Here is a 20,625-nt window from a genome sequence, read left to right on the forward strand (position 1 = left end):
ATGAAGATGGCTGCTTTATTATGCTAGTCGATAAAATAAAACGGCAGGATGCGCCCCACTATGTTGTTCAATTCTGTAGAGTTCTTATTCTACTTTCTCCCTTTGACCCTCATCCTGTTTTTCACAATTGCGGCACGCTATGGAAAAGAGCCCGCTATCGCATTACTGGTCATAGCATCACTATTTTTTTACGGATGGTGGAATCCGATCTACCTAATCTTGCTGGTTGGATCGATGTTTTTTAACTACTTTCTCGGTCAGGCAATTAGCGATAGTCGACACAATCGGATACTCCTCACCTTTGGAGTCATAACAAATCTTGGCTTTTTGGCTTACTACAAATATGCGGGCTTTTTCGTTACCAATATCAACGTGCTTTTCGATACATCTTGGAACTTTGGGCATGTATTTCTACCTCTGGCGATATCATTTTTCACGTTCCAACAAATTGCCTATCTGGTTGATTCGTACAAGGGTATAACCCGCGAATATTCCTTCCTCCACTATTTACTATTTGTGTCTTTCTTTCCGCAACTCATTGCAGGCCCAATCGTTCATCATAAAGAAATGTTGCCTCAATTTTCTGGAGCCGGCACTTATCGATTTAACGCTCGTCATTTCAGTATTGGACTGTCGATCTTTGCAATTGGCTTATTTAAGAAGACAGTTCTTGCAGATGGCATAGCTGAGTATGCCAATCCTATTTTTACCGCTGCTGATGGCGGCCAAACTCTGGACTTTTTTACCGCTTGGGGAGGGGCACTCTGTTATACCTTCCAGCTTTATTTTGATTTCTCTGGTTATTCAGATATGGCAATAGGTTTAGCGCGCATGTTTGGCATCGTATTACCGCTAAACTTTTACTCGCCTTACAAAGCAGCCAATATCTCCGAATTTTGGCGACGTTGGCATATGACACTTTCTCGTTTCCTGCGAGACTACATCTATATCCCGTTAGGAGGGAACAGAAAAGGCATTGTACATCGGTATAAAAACCTATTTATTACGATGCTTTTAGGTGGATTGTGGCATGGTGCAGGCTGGAATTTCATCATTTGGGGCGCGTTACACGGCGGATACCTGACATTGCATCAGTTGTGGTTACGACTATTAGATATGCTTGGCTTTTCCGGCAGACAATCTTCAGCTTATAAAGCGTTCGCATGGCTGGTTACGTTTATCTCCGTTGTTATTGGTTGGGTGTTTTTCCGTGCAACTACCTTTGAAGGTGCCGTTAATTTGCTTCAATCCATGCTTGGCTTCAACGGACTCTCACTGCCCAATGCAATCTATGCCCGCTTAGGGAGTATCGAAGCTGTATTGCAGTTTTTTAATATCACCAGTAACACTCAAGGTGGGGCTGCCTTCGTTTCAACTTGGTGTTGGATACTGTTACTCACGACGGTAAGCCTTTGCTTGCCCACCACTCAGGATATCTTTAGCCGAGTTACCAATTCACTGGACAATAAATCCTTTGATACAACAGACGCGGTATGGCCAGCATTTGCAGTGACTAAGCGCTGGGTATGGTCACCCACATCCAGATGGGCATTGCTCTGTGCGATGGCTTTCGTGCTTGGCTTGATCACGCTCGGTCAAGTTAGCGAATTTTTATATTTCCAATTCTGAGGCTGGCATGAACTATCTCTTACGATTCGTGATTTTCGGCGCAATTACACTTGCCAGTATTGGTAGCTTCAATTGGCTGGTAGATCCCTATGGATTGTATTGGTCACCCACTATTCATGGTTTTAATGCGAAAAAGACCGAGTCATCCGAACGAGGAAGACAAACCAAGGGATATCGGTTGACCGCGATTCGGCCACAGGTCCTCATCATGGGCAATTCAAGAGTCGAAATGGGCCTCAGCACAGAACATCCTACCTTTTCCAATAGGCGTGTTTATAACTCTGGCATTCCGGGTCTTAGCCTTGATCAGCAATATGCGCGCACCATAGAACAAATAAATCAAAACCCTGAGTTAAAAGAAGTTTATCTAAGTTTAGACTTTCTGGATTTTCTCTACATGGACCCGAGCGTAGACGATGGGTGGCATCCAAGTGTCGCTGGTGAATTTCGCGCAATTAATTTTATTTTTAGTCTGGATACACTAACAAACAGCGTCTCGACAATTATAAACCAACAAAAACTAGCAAATTATATAGACCGTCACGGAGTGCACATTCCAGAGAGTTACCAGGCAATCTTATCCACGGAGGGAATTCGCCCCTTGTTTACTCAAAAATTAGGGAGCATTTCACATCAACTTTCCAACCGTCCCTTAAAAATTTCTGCAGACGGAAAACATAATCAAGGCATAGCTATGCTGCAGTACGTCATAGACGCTGCAAATGCCAAAAATATAACGATCCACCTATTTACCAATCCCTATCACTACAGTTATTTGCATACCTTAAAAGATGCCGGGTATTGGCAGAAATTTATCGAATGGAAGATATTGTTAGCCCATCTGGCAAACAAAAATCATCTTATAATCACCGACTTCAGTGGATTCAATAAATACAGTCTGGAAAACGTCGATCTTCAGCAGCCGCATAAAGCAATGAACTGGTTTTGGGAGCCTGCTCACTATCGCGCTGAGCTAGGTGACTTGATGTTAGATGAACTTAATGAACTCGCTCAACATGGCATAGGACGCAAACTGAGCGAGGAGTCTATCGCTAACATCATTACCGAAGACAATCAAAATGTGACAAAAAGCATGGAGCGGTGGCAAAAGCTAAAGCAAGCACTGCTGCTTTAGCTATAACCTCGAGTTTACAGAAGAATTTCTTTCACCCTGGGATGACTGAGAAAATCTTGCGGACTTGCCGTTGGGCCATATGCTCCGGATTGGAAAACGACCAACCAATCGCCAATCTCCGCCTTCGGCAACCACATTTTGTCGGCCAAAACATCCAGTGGTGTGCACAGTGGCCCAACGGCAGAAACCTGTTGCTCCATAAGTGGATAATCCATCTTATTACCGAGCGCGACAGGGTAGTTTTTTCGAATAACCTGACCAAAGTTTCCAGAATTTGATAGATGATGATGCAGACCACCATTGGTCATTAAAAATGTATGACCTCGGGACTCTTTTATATCGGTAATTCGGCTAGCATAAATCCCCGCCTCCCCGACCAAAAAGCGACCTAACTCAATTACCAATTCTACGTCTTTCAGTTCTTGATAATGGCCAATGAGATGCTGAAGATTTTCACCAATGGGCTGCAAGTCGAGACGCTTTTCCCCCATAAAATATGGAATACCTAAGCCACCACCGATGTTGATACTTTTCACCCTGACTGGAGTAACTGCAACCAACTTGCTGGCTAATCCAAAAGTATTAGCGTGCGCATGGCAAATAGCTTCCTGACTTAAATTTTGTGAACCCCAAAATATATGAAATCCAACTAAATCAAACGTGTCATAGTCCAGTGTTCCGAGCGTTTCTAACAACACTTCCTCATCGATCCCGAATTGCTTTGGACCTCCCCCCATTTTCATACCAGACGCTTTTAGCTCAAAGGCTGGGTTTACACGAAAAGAGACTTTAGGGAGTTGTCGCAACTCTTTACCAAGGTCAATTACCCTGGCAAGTTCAGTCATCGACTCAATGTTTAATGTTACGCCTGCGACAATAGCAGCAGCCAACTCAGGTAATTGTTTAGCTGGACCTGCAAAACTAATCTCTGAAGCCGGCATTCCAGATTGCAACGCTACCAACATTTCACGATGTGATGCCACATCAAAACCATCTACCCAGCCAACCATGCGACCTACCAACGGCGGATAAGGGTTCGCTTTAATCGCATAATGCAGCTTTATCCTGTCCGGCATATTCTGACGGAATTGCTGTATTTTTTGATTAATGACGGCTGAATCGTAGGCATAAAACACATCCTTGCCCAACATCACAGCGATCTCATCAAGTGACTTTTCACCAATTAGCAACTGGCTAGCTCTTACCGAAAATTGTGACATCGGCACATGGTTGGGTATTGTTTGACTCATGCTGAATACCTTTCCCTTGACGCTTTACTAATCAAACTGCGGTCAACCTTACCGTTTGCATTACGTGGCAGCATTTCAACGATCTCTATATATTTGGGGTGCATAAAATTGGGCAATTCCCTCTTTATCATTGTTGCCAGTTCATTTGCCTGCAGGCACGTATCTACTGATAGCACAACGTTAATAACAATTGCCTGACCTAAAGCAGCATCTGGCACCCCACAAGCGACAACTTCTTTCACATCAGAGTGGGCCGCATATACGGCATCTTCAACCTCCGTAGGACTTACCCTGTATCCGGAGGTCTTAATCATTTCGTCGTGACGTCCCACAAAAAAGAGATAACCATCAACATCTCTTCGTACAGTATCCCCAGACCACACCGCAATTTCAGGAATCGTTAAGCCCGTAAAAGGAGGTGTTAAAGGCTTAAACCTCTCTGCGGTTTTTTCTGGCGCATTCCAATACCCTAAACTAACAAGAGGACCTCGATGCACTAATTCGCCTGGTTCATCTACTGAACATTCGCTGCCATCAGGACGTAAAATCAAAATTTCTGCATTAGGAATCGCCTTCCCCATTGAACCTGGTTTCTCGTCAATCAATTCGGGAGGAAGATATGTACTTCTGAACGCTTCGGTTAGTCCGTACATCAAAAAGGGTTTGGCACCAATAAATAATTCTCTAAGTCGAGCTAATACCGGTAACGGCATGGCTCCGCCAGAATTTGTAAAATATCGAAGAGAATTCGCGGCCTGAATCGTCCATTTCGCGTTAGTCAGTTGCTGCCATAAAGGAGGTACGGCGGCCAAACCGGTAACACCATGCTTTTCAATGGCCTTAACTACATCCCCAGCCAAAAAATAATCCATCAGTATGCAGGGCGCTCCACTAAAAAAAGACGATGTGATTTGGTTGAGACCGTAATCAAAACTCATCGGTAGAAGTGCCAGAATGACGTCTTTTGGGCTTAACTGCAGATACTCAGAGACACTTTCAGCGCCAGCAATAATATTTCGATGTGAAAGTACAACACCTTTTGGCTTTCCGGTACTACCAGATGTATACAGAATGGCAACCATATCCTGATCTGTCGCCGGACCTGGCAGTTGTGTACTTTGCGACGTGAAATTAGAAGAACCGAGCAAGGATTGTGCAAGGAAAGCAGTGGATTCAACGATCTTATCAATCAATATAATGTGTTGCAGTGATTCGCAGTTGAGTAAACAGTCATTCAATGAACGCAGTCTGTCTGAACTAGTAATCAGGATACGCGCAGCACAATCATTTAAAATATGAGCAACTTGAGGCGCTTTGAGCACGTGATTGACGGGCACGAAACACCCACCCGCACAACTTATCGCAAATAAACTCACTACACTTTCTATGCTTTTCGGTAAATAAACGGCCACTCTGTCGAAACGCTCGCACCCCACACTGTGCAATTGCTTCGCATACGACATCATTAATTCATTTACTTGAGAATACGATAAAGACTGGTCCTGAAATACTAAGGCTTTATCGTCGCCCTTAGATTGGGCGATATGCGAGACCAATTCGTGGACAAACCGTGTCATAGTAAACTCCTTAATCCTGATTAGCGCTTTCTGAAAAGACCCGCGACAGTCAGTTTATACCACAGTAGCAATAGAAATATATCGTCAATTTTTTTTACACAACACCCAATCAAAACGACTTAACCCATTGAAACAATAGGATTTTTCAAATTGGCACAATACATGCTTACAACAAGGGGCAGAAGTTGATGTACTTTATTGAGGTTGATGTATCATGGAATTTTCGAAAACTAAAGCGTTAGGCTTAGCTGCATTGCTAGCCTTCACAAGCAGCGTTAGCGCTGAACTCGTTACCAACTGGGATTACTCAGTTAACACTAAATGGACTGGTGCAGCCTTTGTTGATAAAGGTAACATTCCGGCTCCTTACACCGAAAACAAAGTTGTGACTGACACCGAGCTTAGCTGGGGTGCAGCGGGTGGTGATTACACTAACCACGATGCATCTGGTTACAATGCTCGTAGCGCGTTGATCATCAACCCAGCGATGGTAGATGGCAACGTAAACACTCAGTTAGACGTTGACGTTAACGGTCTGTCTGCTACTGAATGGCGTACTTCTTCAGGTATTACTCATTACAACAATTCTTTACAGAATTTCTATGACTACCTGAACATTGCTTACCTGTCTTCTGAACTGGTGTTAACTCCCCTGTTACCACCTGAAGCAGTAGATGGTGATGTTACTCTTACTACTAGCTTCGAAGTTGCATTTATCGAAACTTACAACCAGCCAAACGCTGCAGACTGTGGTTTTGAATCTGTAACTGCATGTGACGATATCTTCGTACTTGATGGTTCTTTGCTGAACCAAAGCTTCTACTACAACGATTACATCTACACCGTTCACATTGGTGCTGATGGTCTGCGTCCACTGAGCAACGCAACGTGTGCAGTAGCAGGCGTGAGTGCAGGTTGTGTTGGTTTCACAACTGAAGAAAAGACAAGTACTTTTGCTGGTTTCTTCTTCGCGGTTTCCGCTAAGAAAGTACCAGAGCCAGCTACTCTTGCACTGTTCGGCCTGGCATTATTAGGTCTGCGTTTGTCTGCAAGAAAAAACTAATAACTTTAAATAGTTAGCCGAAAAAAGTCCGAGTCTCTCGGGCTTTTTTTTTGCCCAGAACTAAGTAGGCAATCCGCTGACTGGTGTGCTAGTCTCAAAGCTCAGCTAGCCTTCCACGAAATGGATCGAGTTACAAAAGCCGAGTTCAGGGAAAATGAAAACCAGCAGTCTTAAAAAATTAGCAAATTTACCGGTTATCGGGCGCTTGGTTCGCTTTGGAATATCCACGCTGGCAAGTCGCCAGATGGTTACGATTGCCCGTCATTTTGCTAAATATCTTAAGCCTGTACTTGCAAACGATTCCGACCTGAAATGCGAAGTATTTAAAATTCGCCACAATGTATATTGTGAAGAATTAAAATTTGAACCTGAATACCCTGACGGTATGGAACGAGATGAATTTGACAATCATTCTCATCACTGTCTGATACAGCATATTGGCTCCGATGTTTATGCAGGTACGGTTCGTGTCGTCTACTCAAAGTCCGACGAGCAACTGCTGCCGATCGAAAAATACTGCTCACACGTTTTTGATAATTCAGAGCTGACGCCATCAAATTTTCCACGAGAAAAGATCTGTGAAATTTCCAGGCTCGCGGTTCCTGCAAGTTTTCGTCGAAGGAATATAGATAAATTTAGCGGAGCGGCAACAGGGTCTATTAATATTGAAGCGTATTCTGAACAAGAACTACGTTGTTTCCCATTTATTGCGGTTGGATTGTATTTTGCTGCCGCGGTTGCTGCGAGAAAAAATGGCATTGAGCATTGCTTTGTTATGATGGAACCGCGTCTCGCTCGCAGTTTAAAATTCGTGGGAATCAATTTCGCGCAATTAGGCCCAACCGTGGATTACCATGGGAAACGCGCACCTTTCTACATAAACGAAGAAATGTTGGAAAAGAATCTTACCTCCGGCTTCGCCAATCTTTATCAGCATATTGCAGAAAACTTGAAATGATCAGTGTTGAACAATTAATCGAGAGCATCGAGAAACATCTCACTGCACTCGGGACATTGGATATTGTTGCCGAACAAGATCTGATACAACCGAGAATCGCGAATACATTTGATTATCAACCACACGTTGACCTGATCGTAAGTGTTTATAAAGAGACGCAGATTCCACCTTTATTAAAGCTGGCGAATGAGCATGATTGCATACTTGTACCAGCCAGTTCAGGACAGAACTGGGGCTATGGAACAATTCCTGTCATCCCCGGTGGCCGAAGGGTCATTTTACTCAGCTTGATCAATCTAAAAGACATTCAATTTGTTGATAAGAGCCTTGGTATTGTCTCAATTGAACCTGGCGTTACGCAGCAAGACTTGTATGACTTTCTGCAAAAAGAACAAAGCCCGTTTATGGTACCAGTCACAGGTGCAGGCCCCACCTGTTGTATCCTGTCCAACGCTCTGGAAAGGGGTTATGGAATTACACCGATAGCATCACACTTTGATTCTGTACTCGAAATAGAGGGGTATTTACCCAATCCAGAGTGGTGCGAAGAAAAATGGCAGTCCACATTATTAGGCAGCGATCAGAGTATTAATGTTGCTTGTGCCAATAACTCCGTAGCACATAGTTTTAGATACGGGGTGGGACCATTTTGGGATGGCATATTCACACAAAGTAATTTAATCGTCTGCACGCGTATGAGTATTAAATTGGCTGAGCGCCCTGAGGGTTTTATGCCTTTTTATATTCGCCTTTCAGATGAAAGTGATTTCCAACAGGCCTGTGATTTTATCAAAGAAGCATTGAGACTTTACGGGGCAAATATTGGCGCGATTAATTTTATGGACAAACGTCGTTTAGTGGCAATGGTCTCTGAAAATCCCAATTTGTCCGCCGATGCAAAACTTATGTCTGAAGAACAGGTTAATAAGTTGGCCAAGCAGAATCGTCTGCCTGAGTGGTTAATTGTTGGCGCTGTTTATGGCGATCAAAAGACCGTTCATGCCGTTAAATCTGGAATCAAAGCTCTGGCGGAAGGACTCCCTCGCCCCCTGTGCCTCAGCATCAAATTAGCAGATTTTATTGAGTTAACTCTTGAGAATATGTCGCGAATTTGGCTTATCAAAAGCATGCTGGCCCGTTACTTGCGGGACATTAAGATGCTACAAAAGTCTCTTGAGATCATGATAGGTAAACCTAACCAGATAGCCCTAAAGCTGCCCTATTGGTGGAACCGCGCAATAAGACCAGACAGCACAGAGCAGCCACTCAATCCATCCCGTGACCAGTGTGGGCTGCTTTGGTATGCACCATTAGTTAAAATGGATTCAACCAGCATGGCTGAATTTGTGACCTTTGTCCGCGAGACGATGAACGAACACCAGTTGGATCCATTTATCACTTTTACCTGCTTGAAGCATGGCTCTCTGGACTCGACGATTCCGATTTTATTCGACCTCAACGACTCTGCTATGACGCAGCGTGCAAATGCGTGTTTGAATGCGCTTTATGAGCGAGGGTTGAAGAAAGGATATTTACCCTATCGTCTCAATGTTGTTCAGCAGAATGAGAGCAAAAAGTCGAGCGTAAATCATAAAATGGCAACGGCGATAAAAAACGTCATTGACCCTAACAACATCCTTGCACCGGGCCGCTACATTTAGTCATCACGTTTAATAGAGATAAAAAAGGCGTCCTCTTGGACGCCTTTTTGGTATTACGTTTTACATTATGACTTACGACGCAGAGCACCGAAGCCAAGCAATCCAAGACCAATCACGGCTAACGTACCTGGTTCAGACACAGGACGGGCGAAGATGGCAAATGAAAGCGACGCATCGTTCTGGGTATTCTCCAATGTAGTAAAGCCTGTGCAACCTGCAGCCGCGCCAGCAGCAGCACATTGTGCGTTACTCAGTGGACCAAATCCTTCAGGTTGAATAACTACAGTGTAGATATAACCATCAACGATAAACTGGTCGACTAACGATGCCGCATCGATAACAAAAATATCATCGCATCGTGATACTGAGCCAGCGATACAATTATTGATGTCATCTTCATTGTAAGTTTCTGTGAACTCAACCATAAAGGTTGTCGTCAATTCAACCATCTCACCACCGACTGGATTGAACTGCGTTAACGTCAAAGTTGAGCTGATGCTTGCATCTGTCAAAGTGGCAAATGTATTAGAGATGCTGTTATTCCAGTGAGTAATTTCACCTGATGGAACAAATGCACCATTCGTCATTACATTTCCCGACGCATCGGTTAAATCCAACGTAATAGCACTGCGATTTTTTGGGTCGGCTTCAAAACTACCGCCTGTAGCTCCCCAGCTTAATTCGTAGTCAGAAACGACTTGCGTGCCGCCACCTGATGTGAAATTCGCACCAATGATGGTGGTGTCAACTGAGTAGGTCCATTCTGTGATTAGTTCTGCATTAGCAGACGCTGTGCCTAGTGCAGCCACGGCGAAGATGGCTGACTTTAAAACTGAATGTTTCATCTTTTAGCTCCTTAAAAGTTGTAAACAATCGCTACAAAGTACTACGTGCCGTGGGGCTCTTGAAAACGATGGCTAATTTTTATTCAAGCATTGTTCATGCCATTCTTCATGCCATTGAATTTTAAGACAATTTTTAAGTTAAACTTTCAGCCCTGTAAAAAAAAATGACAGTTTTATTGCCTGTCAGTTTAGTTAAAACAAAAAAAGCCGGACAAACCGGCTTTTTCAATGCGTTGATAATCACGTTACAAGCGAATATCCGCAATAGATTTGTCCAGAATATACTTCAGGTCATAGATAACGCGGTTACTTTTACACAGGCTAACAATCGCATCTGAGTTCATCTCACGGAACTGCTTGTGCGCGACTGCACAAATCACCGCGTCGTATTTACCCACTTCCGGCTTATCAACCAGAGATAGTCCATATTCATGCTGTACTTCCGCGTCGTCCGCCCATGGATCATAAATATCCAGATTGACATGATAGTGCTGAAGCTCGCTGGCAATATCTACCACTTTTGTATTGCGAATATCAGGGCAGTTTTCCTTGAAGGTAATCCCCATCAACAACACGTTTGCACCATTTACCATGATTTTCTTATTTAACATGGTCTTGACGAGTTGACTGACTACATAGCTGCCCATGTTGTCGTTGATTCTTCGGCCAGCAAGAATAACCTGAGGATGATGTCCCAATTCTTCCGCTTTATGGGTCAGATAATATGGATCAACACCGATACAATGCCCTCCTACTAAGCCAGGACGGAAAGGCAGGAAATTCCACTTGCTGCCCGCAGCCAGCAACACTTCTTCGGTATCAATGCCAACCTTATCAAAAATCATTGCTAGCTCATTAATAAGCGCAATATTCAAATCACGTTGTGTGTTCTCAATGACCTTAGCAGCCTCGGCAACTTTGATGGATGAAGCTTTGTGTGTACCGGCGGTAATAATGCTGCGATATACAGCATCTACAACGTCACCGATTTCCGGCGTTGAGCCAGAAGTTACTTTGATAATCGTTTCTACACGGTGTTCTTTATCGCCGGGGTTAATTCGCTCCGGGCTATAGCCTGCGTAAAAATCCTGGTTAAACTTCAGACCTGAACCTGCTTCGAGGCGGGGAATACAGACCTCTTCAGTTGCACCTGGATAAACAGTTGACTCATACACCACGATGTCACCCGCTTTAATCACTTTAGACAGTGAATCACTGGCTTTTTCGAGCGGCGTCAGGTCAGGTTGCTTGTTTTTGTCGATGGGAGTCGGCACCGTGACAATATAAAAGTTCGCTTCTTCCAAATCACTCAACGTGTGTGTGAAACTCAAATTTTCTGAAGACATAAGTTCTTCTGGGCTAACTTCAAGTGTGTGGTCCTGACCTTGATTAAGCTCAGAGACCCGTGCCTGGTTTATGTCGAATCCGATGGTTGGATATTTACGGCCAAATGCCACCGCTAGTGGCAAACCCACATATCCCAAACCGATAACTGCAATACGGATATCTTTCAACTCCATTTCAATCACTCACTCTGCTAGTATTTTGTCTAGATTTTATTTGGTACTCATTATCACCATTTTCAGGGAAATGAACATGCGTGTAGCCTTTATTTTTAAAATTCTAAGCCTTTTCTGCTTGTTCTTGTCTCAGGTTGTGTCTGCACATGACCTTGTTGATGGGGCTAAAAAGCTTAAATCTTCGGTAGTTGGGATCGGTACTTTTGATCCCCTCAGAGCACCCGTTAATAAATTAGTCGGCACCGGTTTTTCTATTGGCAACGGCTATTACATTGCGACTAATCATCATGTAATAGAAATCGACATGAATGAATCATCCAATGAAAGACTGGTTGTGTTTTGGGGCGAAGGAAATAAACCGCAAATTTTGGATGCTGAATTAGTGGTAACCGACCCTGCGCATGACCTTGCCATTCTTCGGATAGAGAGGCCAATCCCTCCTTTACCTTTAAGTAAAGCGGAGCGGTTAGCTGATGGCAGCCATGTTGCATTTACCGGTTTCCCGCTGGGCGCAGTTTTAGGATTATACCCAGCCACTCATAGTGGATTTATTGCGGCATATACGCCTGTTGCTAACCCCAGCAATAATGCATCCCAATTGAGTCAAGAAATGTTGCGAAGACTGAGAGACCCATTTTTTATCTATCAACTCGACGCAACCGCTTATCCGGGCAATAGTGGCAGTCCGGTGCTTGATTTAAACAACATGGAAGTAATTGGTGTTTTAAACAAAGTGTTTGTAAAGCAAACAAAAGAATCTGCTATTTCTGATCCATCTGGGATCAGTTATGCTGTGCCAATATCGTTTCTGATTGACTTGTACAAAACCATCAAAGTAGAACAATAACCCGAACAAGTGTCGAAAACGTTTACAACCAGAACGATGCATGCAAAAAAATCCATATAATACAACGTGTTAATATTGGGCACATTTCTTGCTTTTTCGTTCTTAGTTTGAGGTTTTTACATTTTGACTAACCGTAGTCAAAGGAGCATTTAAAATGAAGGACAATTCTGCCAATCAATCTTCGCAGGCAAATGCGAAGGTGAACCCTACACAGACTCGCAGACGCTTTTTGCTGGGCACTGGTGCGCTGGCAGCATCTTCGTTAATCAGTAAATCGGTGTTTGCGCAATCAACCACTAACAATTGCCTTATTTCCGGTTTTACCTCTGTTGCTCCTTCTGGCACAACGGATGGCAACGTGGCATGTAACGGTTTTAGCCATGGTGCATGGAAAACGCCTTATGTTGGTAACCCGGCTAGTAACCCAGGTGCTGACGGCAACCTGCGCCAATGGATCATGGCTGGTGAAGGTTTTGGTACAATGATGGCGAGCAACAGTTCTGCCACATTGTTTTCATCATCTATGAATCACGGATTCATGCCAGAGGCGCCGCAACAGGGTGTAAACTTTAATGGTAACGCCACTCATTTCAGCGGCTGGCAATCCATGTACAACGACGCCATGGGTAACGGTGCTCAGGTGACCAAATTTGGTGACATCTTTAAACGTGGTCCTGTCGACCAAACGCTATATTCAGTGTTAGTCAACAATCAGGGCAGCATGGACTTCGATGCTGCGGCTGCATTCTTGACAGCCTGCTACATGATGGCGCAAGGCACCTATCGTTTGGATTTGTTTATCCATCCGCTGGATATCATTGATCTGCACATGTATGCCTACGATTATCCCAGTGGTGGCGCGGTAATGACGACCCAGGGTGGTATCGAAATCACCACGCCATCAGCAACAGACATCACTACATTTTTCTATCAGTTACAACACGCTAACGCTGTACAATAGAATTGATGTATCAGGCCAGGGAGCTCCCGCGTCATATGTCGACATTGACGACAATAGACGGGGAGCTTTTGATTTTTAACAGCCAACTCAACAAAACATCGTTGATTTCCGCCGAGCTCAACGAAGTACTCAATAATCTGCAAGAAGCAAGCGAAGAACTTGACACTGAGACATTCAATCTCGCAATATCAGAGCTGACCAAGCAAGGATTAGTGATAAGTACCACATGACCAGGGACCATGAAGCATTTGTGACTTATCGGGCAGGTCGCTTCAATTTTCGATTATTTACCTCCATAAGCAGACTCAAAGAAACCGTTTCACAAATTTACGCTCCGCTCGATCCAGACAATATCGTTGATTTTGAGATAGCTGTTCAGCCACAGCGCTGGTATCGCCCTCAGGTAACATTTAAGTTTCAGCAAACGGAACCATTTCTGCCACTACCTGCAAATCAGGCGTATCCACTGTTAGAGTGGGGAATGAACTGGTGTGTGACCCAGCATTGTCACCAATATCTCATCATTCATGCAGCCGTGTTAGAAAAGAATAACAAGGTAATCATTCTTCCTGGTTCACCTGGTTCGGGTAAGAGCACCTTATCTGCTGCACTTTGTTTATTGGATGGCTGGAATCTACTATCTGATGAAATGGCACTGGTCGACACTACGAGCGGATTGGTATTTCCTAGCCCACGCCCAATTAGCCTAAAAAATGCATCTATTGATATAGTCAGTCAGTTTCCCTGTGCGAAGCAAATTACGCCGTCTGTAAAAGACACAACAAAAGGCACCGTGGCTCATTTGGTTGCTCCCTGTCACCGCTCATTTTCAATTGATCAAGGCTATCCAGCGGTGGCGGTGGTATTCCCTACCTACACGCCAACGAGCACCTGTAACAGGTTAAATCCCATCACCGTTGGGAATAGCTTTATGCGATTGATCGAAAATAGTTTTAATTACCACATTCTTAGGCAAGTCGGTTTCGATGCATTAGGGCAACTGGCAAATGCATGTGGCCACTATACTTACCCTAATAATGGGAATTTTTCTGAATCTTTTGCTTTGTTGAATGAGCTAATCCGATGACGAAAGAGATTTGTCAGTTTCTCCAGGATCCTCATTGTACAAGTGGATGGTCTCCCAAACGTTGGAGCAATCTTATTCAGCAGGGCTACGCCAATCGCAGCCTTGCCCAAATCGCTGAATTAATATCCCAGTATCAATTGATGGGCAGCATTCCGCCTGATTTACATTGGCATATCAATGCTGCCCGCACTTATCATGAATCCCATAAACATGGGGTGGTGCAGGAAATACATGCCTTGTATCGAGCGCTTGGCTTCGCGCAGATCACCCCAATACTGCTAAAAGGTGCGGCCTATTTAGCAGCTGGACTGAACGTTGGAAAAGGGCGAGTATTTTCTGATATTGACGCTGCGGTCAAACGAGAACAGCTGACGCCGGCAGAGCAGAGTCTGCATTGGCATGGTTGGTCTAATATGAACAAAGATGATTATGACCAACATTACTACCGCGTCTGGATGCATGAGTTGCCCCCCTTCGTAAATGGGGCATCCGGTGGAGTGTTGGATCTTCACCATACGATCGTGCCACCAATCAGTGGTCGAGCTCCGGCTTTGAGAGACTTCTCTACACAACAAGTCGAATTTAAAGGATTAACATTAACCACATTTACACCAGCAGCGATGTTATTACATAGTGCTGTGCATTTGATGTTTGAGGAAGACTTTTCGAAGGGCTTTAGAGATATTTCCGACATCCATTTATTAGCCTCCGAATTTACCGAACTGGACGGCTTTTGGTCGGAATTAATAGAACAAGCGCAAACTACTGGATTTGAACGCGAAGTCGGTCTGGCACTTCGCTATAGCCAGCATTTTTTTGCAACCAAGATACCCACCAAGTATTCAACCTCGTTCAATAAACACCTCCCATCTCGCCTGATACTGTGGGTTTATGATATTTTGTTTACTGAATTGTTGAAGCCGGTCGACTGTCTGACAACAAAATCACGAATTGCCAGTTATACAGCATTGATCCGGGGTCACCTGAAAAAAATGCCCCTACACGTTCTGTTGTACCACACTTGGCACAAAATCACAGTTTCAAGGACTAAAAAAGAAAAGGAATAAGGCCACATAATGCTGACACTGTTAGACGCGAGCGGCTATTTTTTGAGTGCATTAGGCTTCTCTATTCTGAGTTTGTTAATTCTATTCACACCAACTCGTGGCCTACCCAAAAAATTATTATTAATTGCTACTACCGCGACTCTTTTTGACACCTTAATGCAGGGTGTGGCGGTTTTTGTCCTCATTCCTTTTGATATTTTGTTCGCGATTGAGAGCATCAAACAACTATTTTGGGTCATTTTCTTATTGTCATGCCTGCGGCAAACATCAAGTAACAGCCTCCTTAATTTACTGCGCACACCGACGAGTTTAGCTTTTCTACCATTGCCAATTTTGGCGGCAATTTTTTCGTTGATTTTGATAAAAATCGATACGGCCTATTTAAGTTGGTTATTTTTATTCCAAACAATCCTGAACTTACAAATTCTGATCATGCTGGAAGCCTTTTATCGACAATCAGACCATTATCGATGGGCTTATAAACCCTTAATCATCGCCATTGGTGGGCTCGCCGTCTTTGATTTCGTAATGTTCTCGCAAGCTAGCATGGTTGGGCGAATGGACCAGATGCTATGGAGTGCACGCGGATACATATATGCCATTTCAATTCCATTTCTGGTTATCGCTATACGACGCATCAAAGAATGGGGCGTAGACATCTTTATTTCACGGGAAATTGTGACCGGCAGTACTCTGGTAATTGTGGCTGGAGCCTATTTGTTGCTTATGTCACTAGCTGGTTATGCGATTAAGTTTATCGGGGGTCAATGGACATCCGTGTTGCAAGTAGTATTCGTGTTTTTAGCATTAGTACTTCTTGCGGCCTTGCTGCTATCAAATCAGTTTCGTACTGAAGTTAAGGTCTTTATTACCAAACACTTTTTTGCCAACCAATTTGATTATCGTGTTGAGTGGGTCAATTTAACCCAGCAATTAGAGGAAGGTGCAAAAGTTGGGGCCAATCACTACGTTACCGCATTGAACGCGCTGGCGCGTACCTTGGGTGTCAACCGAGGTAATTTATTGCGAATCAACGGTCATGATTTTGAAGTTCTCGCTCAACTGGATGACAACGGCCTTAATGATACGGATTTGAAAACGCTCAACTACTTCATACCTTTTGTACAGCAAAAGCACTGGATTATCGATATAGACCAATTGCGCTCCCGTCCCTTTGATTACGAAGGTATGCGCGTTAACCTCGCACAGCTAAACGCCTGTAGTTTCCATCTGGTTATCCCGATTTTTCAGGGCGACAATCTGTGGGGTATCGCCGTTCTGACTGACAAAGATAAAAAGCGTCCGGCTCTAAACTGGGAAGTGCGGGATTATTTGAGCGTAGTCGCCAATCAGGTAGGCGCCTACCTATTCCAGTATGAGGCATCCAAGCAACTGGCGGAAAATGCCCAATTCGCCGCATTTAGCAGAATGTCTGCGTTTGTTGTGCACGACTTAAAGAACGTGCTGGCACAAATTGACCTGATACTCAGCAATGCGGATCAACATCGGCATAATCCTGAGTTTATCGATGACACTTTTGAGACCCTGCAACACACTAAAAGCCGCATGGAAAAAATGCTGCGGCAGTTAACTGAGAAGCAGGACGACAGTAGTACCGGGTTAGTCAAAACACATCTGTCCAGTGTCATAGATGAGGTAGTGAACAAGCGCTGTCAGTTGCTTGCCCCCCTGCCTATGGTAGAGTACCAAACAGATCCTGAATTGACCCTGGATGCCGATAAACTGGCAAACGTACTGTATCACCTGGTCAGTAATGCTCAGCAAGCCACGCCCGATAACGGCGAGGTTAGAGTGCTGAGTTATGATGAGTCCGACATGCTCTGTATAGATATTATCGATACCGGCTGTGGCATGAGTCAGGAATTTATTGCCGAGCGTCTGTTTGCACCTTTTGATACCACCAAAGGAAATGCGGGTATGGGCATTGGTGCATACGATGCAAAACATTACGCAGAAAAAATGGGCGGTAGATTAGAGGTCGTCAGCCAGGTTGGCAAAGGCACCCGATTCACCCTTAAAATACCACGCTAACCAACGCGGAAGACGTACAACATGGACAAGCTACTAGTCGTCGATGACGATCTCGGGATACAAAAACAATTAAAATGGAGCTTTTCCGGCTATGAGGTGGTTTTCGCCGAAGACCGTGAGAGCGCGATTGCCCAGCTTCGTCGCCATGAGCCCAAAGTTGTCACGCTGGATTTAGGTTTGCCACCCGACCCCGCCAACGCATCGGAAGGGCTTAAGACGCTTGAAGAAATCATCAGTCTGGCACCACAGACCAAAGTGATTGTAGTTACCGGCAATAATGACCGGGATAACGCATTAAAGGCCGTTTCGTTGGGCGCCTATGACTTTTATCAAAAGCCTATCGACTCCGATACGATTAAAGTCATCGTTCAGCGTGCAATGAACCTGTTTAATCTGGAAGAAGAGAATCGACAGTTAGCTGTGTCTACCCCTGCGCTTGGCAAAATCATTGGTAACAGCGAAGCGATTCAAAAAGCCAGTCGCATGGCCGAGAAAATTGCGCGAACGGATATTTCAACCCTGCTGCTGGGTGAAAGTGGCACCGGCAAAGAGGTATTCGCACGCAGCATTCATGACCATAGCAGCAGACGTAATAAACCCTTTATTGCCATCAACTGTGCGTCGATTCCAGAAAATCTGCTGGAAAGTGAACTGTTTGGTTACGAGCGCGGGGCGTTTACCGGCGCCAACAAGACCACTAAGGGTAAAATCGAGTGCGCCCAGGGCGGCACCCTGTTTCTGGATGAAATTGGCGATATGCCAATTGGTTTACAAGCCAAGATGCTACGTTTTCTGCAGGAACGTGTGATTGAGCGAATTGGCGGGCGTCAGGAAATTCCGGTCGATATCCGCGTTATTTGTGCCACGCACCGCAACCTCAGCGATATGGCCAGTCAGGAATTATTCCGCGAGGATTTATTCTTCCGGGTCAGTGAAATTGTTATTAACATCCCCCCGCTGCGGGATCGTGACAACGATATCATTCTGTTAGCGCGCAGCTTCCTCACCGATTACAACAAAGAATACAACCAAAATATCAAAGGTTTTACCGAGGATGCGATACAGGCCATGCTGCATCATCCTTGGAAAGGCAACATTCGCGAATTACAAAACAAACTCAAGTCAGCCATTATTCTGGCAGAAGGCAGCATGATCACGCCGGATGATCTGGGTTTGTTCGTTACAGAAGAGATGCAACAACGTAAACCCACTAAGCTGAATTTACGCGAAGTGAGGGAAGAAGCAGAAAGTGCGGCGATACGCCGGGCATGGCATCTGGCTGAGCATAACTTGTCAAAAACCGCAGAACTGTTGGGGGTGACGCGCCCTACACTGTATTCATTGATAGACAAGTATCAGCTGCAGGATCTTAAAGCCAGCCATGATGCTTAGTGCTGATTGGCTTGCATAACTACAATAATAATAGTGCCGGGCATCAATCAGAAATGGATATTCTTGTACTTACACTCGATTTAAACGGGCGCCTTACCTACGCCAATCTGGCATTTTGCCAGCTGAGTGGGTTTTCCTCATCTGAACTCAATGGAGCAGACTTCGCTTCGTTATACCATCCAGATATGCCCCACTCTGTTACCGCAGGATTGTGGCAATCGCTCAAACATCGCGAGGTATGGATGGCACCACTGATGTGCCAAACTAAAACGCAGCCTCTCGTCTGGTTTAACTGTACTATCGTGCCTTTAAAAGATACCAATGGTACAGTCATCCAGTATCTCGCTACCTTTACAGAATTACCGCAAGCCGTGCGCAGCAGAGCAGAAAAAGCCTACCAGCGCCTAAACTCGAAAACCGCCAAAGCGTCCACTGTCATCACCGATGCAGTAACGTTACAAAACTGGATGCTTAGTGCACTGGTAGTACTCAGCAGTATCAGTCTGTATCAATCACCAAGAATATTAACCCTGCTAATGGTGGCGATGACTCTGGCAATCACCTTTATTAGTTTTCAATGGCGTAAGCGTTACAAAGGTCAATTCCAGCATCAGGAAGCAAAGGACCATCGGACCCTGCTGAATTACCTCTACAGTGGCCACAAAGACAGCCTGGCCAGCATAGAACGCTTGCGCTTGATGCAACACAATCTGTCACTGGCAGCACTCAGCCGGGTAGGTGATATTGGCATGAGCATTGGCATTGCAGCGGATCACTCTCATCAGGCTGCGGAAGATGTTAACCATCATGCCTCGCAACAAAAGCTGGGCACCGCATCCATCGCTGCTGCCATGCAACAGATGGAAACCACCATTGGTGAATTATTAAATCTGGTTAATCAAACCAATCAACGTAGCCAGGACGCGGCCAGCCAGGCCAGTCAGGGGCAGTCGATTGTTAGCCAGACTCAGCTTTGTATTGCAGATTTATCCGAACATCTGACCTCAGCACAGCAGCAACTTGCTAACCTGATAGCCAGCATCGATGAGATTGAGCATGTTTCCAACGAGATTAGCGAGATTGCTGACCAAACAAATCTATTAGCACTCAATGCTGCCATCGAAGCGGCTCGGGCGGGCGAACAGGGACGGGGGTTCTCTGTGGTAGCCGATGAGGTGCGAAATTTGTCCCAGCGCACCCAGCAAAGCACCCAACGTATCCACCAAATGCTGGAACAGCTCAATCACAACTCATCTCAGGTTGCCGCCATCATGCAAAGTAGCCTGTCTCTCTCCGCAGACAGCGTGCAATCGGCAGCCATGACCTTTGCCGCGCTACAAAGCATATCGCAGCAAACGTCAGTACTGGCGCAACTCAACGAGCAAACTGCCGCTGCGGTGGAACAACAGGCCAAAGTCACTGCCGAAGTCAGCCACAACGCCACCAGCATTTCGGCCAGTGCCGCCAACAATGAGCAAAGCAGTGAGAAAGTTGTTGAACACATAGCCCGCCTGCACCGACGCTTATCCGACCAACAGAAATTGCTCAGCCAATTCTTATAACGTCAGGCGTGCCACTCGC

Annotated in this window: 16 protein-coding genes; 12 read left to right on the forward strand and 4 right to left on the reverse strand. The window is 44.9% G+C overall.

Translation table 11 applies throughout. The features are described from left to right. The first annotated feature begins 60 nt into the window (after positions 1-60). On the forward strand, positions 61-1,629 hold the full coding sequence (locus TK45_RS13810) for an MBOAT family protein (protein WP_131259429.1): 1,569 nt from the start codon (positions 61-63) through the stop codon (positions 1,627-1,629). Between the two features lie 7 nt (positions 1,630-1,636). Next, on the forward strand, positions 1,637-2,764 hold the full coding sequence (locus tag TK45_RS13815) for a hypothetical protein (protein ID WP_131259430.1): 1,128 nt from the start codon (positions 1,637-1,639) through the stop codon (positions 2,762-2,764). A 14-nt stretch (positions 2,765-2,778) separates the two neighbouring features. Here the strand turns inward: TK45_RS13815 and TK45_RS13820 are convergent, their stop codons facing one another. Both TK45_RS13820 and TK45_RS13825 read right to left on the reverse strand, forming a co-directional pair. After that, positions 2,779-4,014: a pyridoxal-dependent decarboxylase, exosortase A system-associated gene (locus TK45_RS13820; RefSeq protein WP_131259431.1), complete on the reverse strand. Its 1,236-nt coding sequence runs from the start codon at positions 4,012-4,014 to the stop codon at positions 2,779-2,781. Next, complete coding sequence (locus TK45_RS13825; RefSeq protein WP_131259432.1) at positions 4,011-5,591, reverse strand: acyl-CoA ligase (AMP-forming), exosortase A system-associated; 1,581 nt, start codon at positions 5,589-5,591, stop codon at positions 4,011-4,013. Before TK45_RS13825 ends, TK45_RS13820 begins: the two co-directional genes overlap by 4 nt. A gap of 214 nt (positions 5,592-5,805) precedes the next feature. Here TK45_RS13825 and TK45_RS13830 point away from each other — a divergent pair, with 214 nt between their 5' ends. The 3 genes from TK45_RS13830 to TK45_RS13840 all read left to right on the forward strand — a co-directional run bounded on the left by TK45_RS13830 (position 5,806) and on the right by TK45_RS13840 (position 9,273). Then, complete coding sequence (locus TK45_RS13830) at positions 5,806-6,654, forward strand: THxN family PEP-CTERM protein (RefSeq protein WP_131259433.1); 849 nt, start codon at positions 5,806-5,808, stop codon at positions 6,652-6,654. Between the two features lie 154 nt (positions 6,655-6,808). Next, positions 6,809-7,612, forward strand: coding sequence for a PEP-CTERM/exosortase system-associated acyltransferase (locus TK45_RS13835; RefSeq protein WP_131259434.1), 804 nt, complete (start codon positions 6,809-6,811; stop codon positions 7,610-7,612). Then, a complete protein-coding gene (locus TK45_RS13840; RefSeq protein ID WP_131259435.1) occupies positions 7,609-9,273 on the forward strand; it encodes an FAD-binding protein in 1,665 nt (554 codons plus the stop codon). The genes TK45_RS13835 and TK45_RS13840 overlap by 4 nt, the downstream gene beginning before the upstream one ends. Before the next feature lie 65 nt (positions 9,274-9,338). On the opposite strand, the gene TK45_RS13845 is transcribed toward TK45_RS13840, so the two are convergent. Beyond that, positions 9,339-10,118, reverse strand: a complete 780-nt coding sequence (locus TK45_RS13845) for a THxN family PEP-CTERM protein (protein WP_131259436.1) — start codon at positions 10,116-10,118, stop codon at positions 9,339-9,341. Between the two features lie 245 nt (positions 10,119-10,363). Beyond that, complete coding sequence (tviB, locus tag TK45_RS13850; RefSeq protein WP_131259532.1) at positions 10,364-11,638, reverse strand: Vi polysaccharide biosynthesis UDP-N-acetylglucosamine C-6 dehydrogenase TviB; 1,275 nt, start codon at positions 11,636-11,638, stop codon at positions 10,364-10,366. Positions 11,639-11,714: 76 nt separating this feature from the next. On the opposite strand from tviB, the gene TK45_RS13855 reads away from it, so the two are divergent. From TK45_RS13855 to TK45_RS13885, 7 genes are all read left to right on the forward strand, one after another. Beyond that, positions 11,715-12,485, forward strand: coding sequence for a serine protease (locus TK45_RS13855; RefSeq protein ID WP_131259437.1), 771 nt, complete (start codon positions 11,715-11,717; stop codon positions 12,483-12,485). Positions 12,486-12,639: 154 nt separating this feature from the next. After that, positions 12,640-13,446, forward strand: coding sequence for a hypothetical protein (locus TK45_RS13860; RefSeq protein WP_131259438.1), 807 nt, complete (start codon positions 12,640-12,642; stop codon positions 13,444-13,446). Positions 13,447-13,672: 226 nt separating this feature from the next. After that, a complete protein-coding gene (locus TK45_RS13865; RefSeq protein WP_131259439.1) occupies positions 13,673-14,533 on the forward strand; it encodes an HprK-related kinase A in 861 nt (286 codons plus the stop codon). Beyond that, positions 14,530-15,600, forward strand: coding sequence for a nucleotidyltransferase family protein (locus TK45_RS13870; RefSeq protein ID WP_131259440.1), 1,071 nt, complete (start codon positions 14,530-14,532; stop codon positions 15,598-15,600). The genes TK45_RS13865 and TK45_RS13870 overlap by 4 nt, the downstream gene beginning before the upstream one ends. Before the next feature lie 9 nt (positions 15,601-15,609). Continuing rightward, on the forward strand, positions 15,610-17,652 hold the full coding sequence (prsK, locus tag TK45_RS13875) for an XrtA/PEP-CTERM system histidine kinase PrsK (protein ID WP_254426627.1): 2,043 nt from the start codon (positions 15,610-15,612) through the stop codon (positions 17,650-17,652). 21 nt (positions 17,653-17,673) lie between these two features. Beyond that, complete coding sequence (gene prsR, locus TK45_RS13880) at positions 17,674-19,044, forward strand: PEP-CTERM-box response regulator transcription factor (protein ID WP_131259441.1); 1,371 nt, start codon at positions 17,674-17,676, stop codon at positions 19,042-19,044. A 53-nt stretch (positions 19,045-19,097) separates the two neighbouring features. Further along, complete coding sequence (locus TK45_RS13885; RefSeq protein WP_131259442.1) at positions 19,098-20,606, forward strand: methyl-accepting chemotaxis protein; 1,509 nt, start codon at positions 19,098-19,100, stop codon at positions 20,604-20,606. Positions 20,607-20,625: the final 19 nt, after the last annotated feature.

This window comes from Bowmanella sp. JS7-9 (assembly GCF_004329715.1).
GTDB lineage: Bacteria > Pseudomonadota > Gammaproteobacteria > Enterobacterales > Alteromonadaceae > Pseudobowmanella > Pseudobowmanella zhangzhouensis.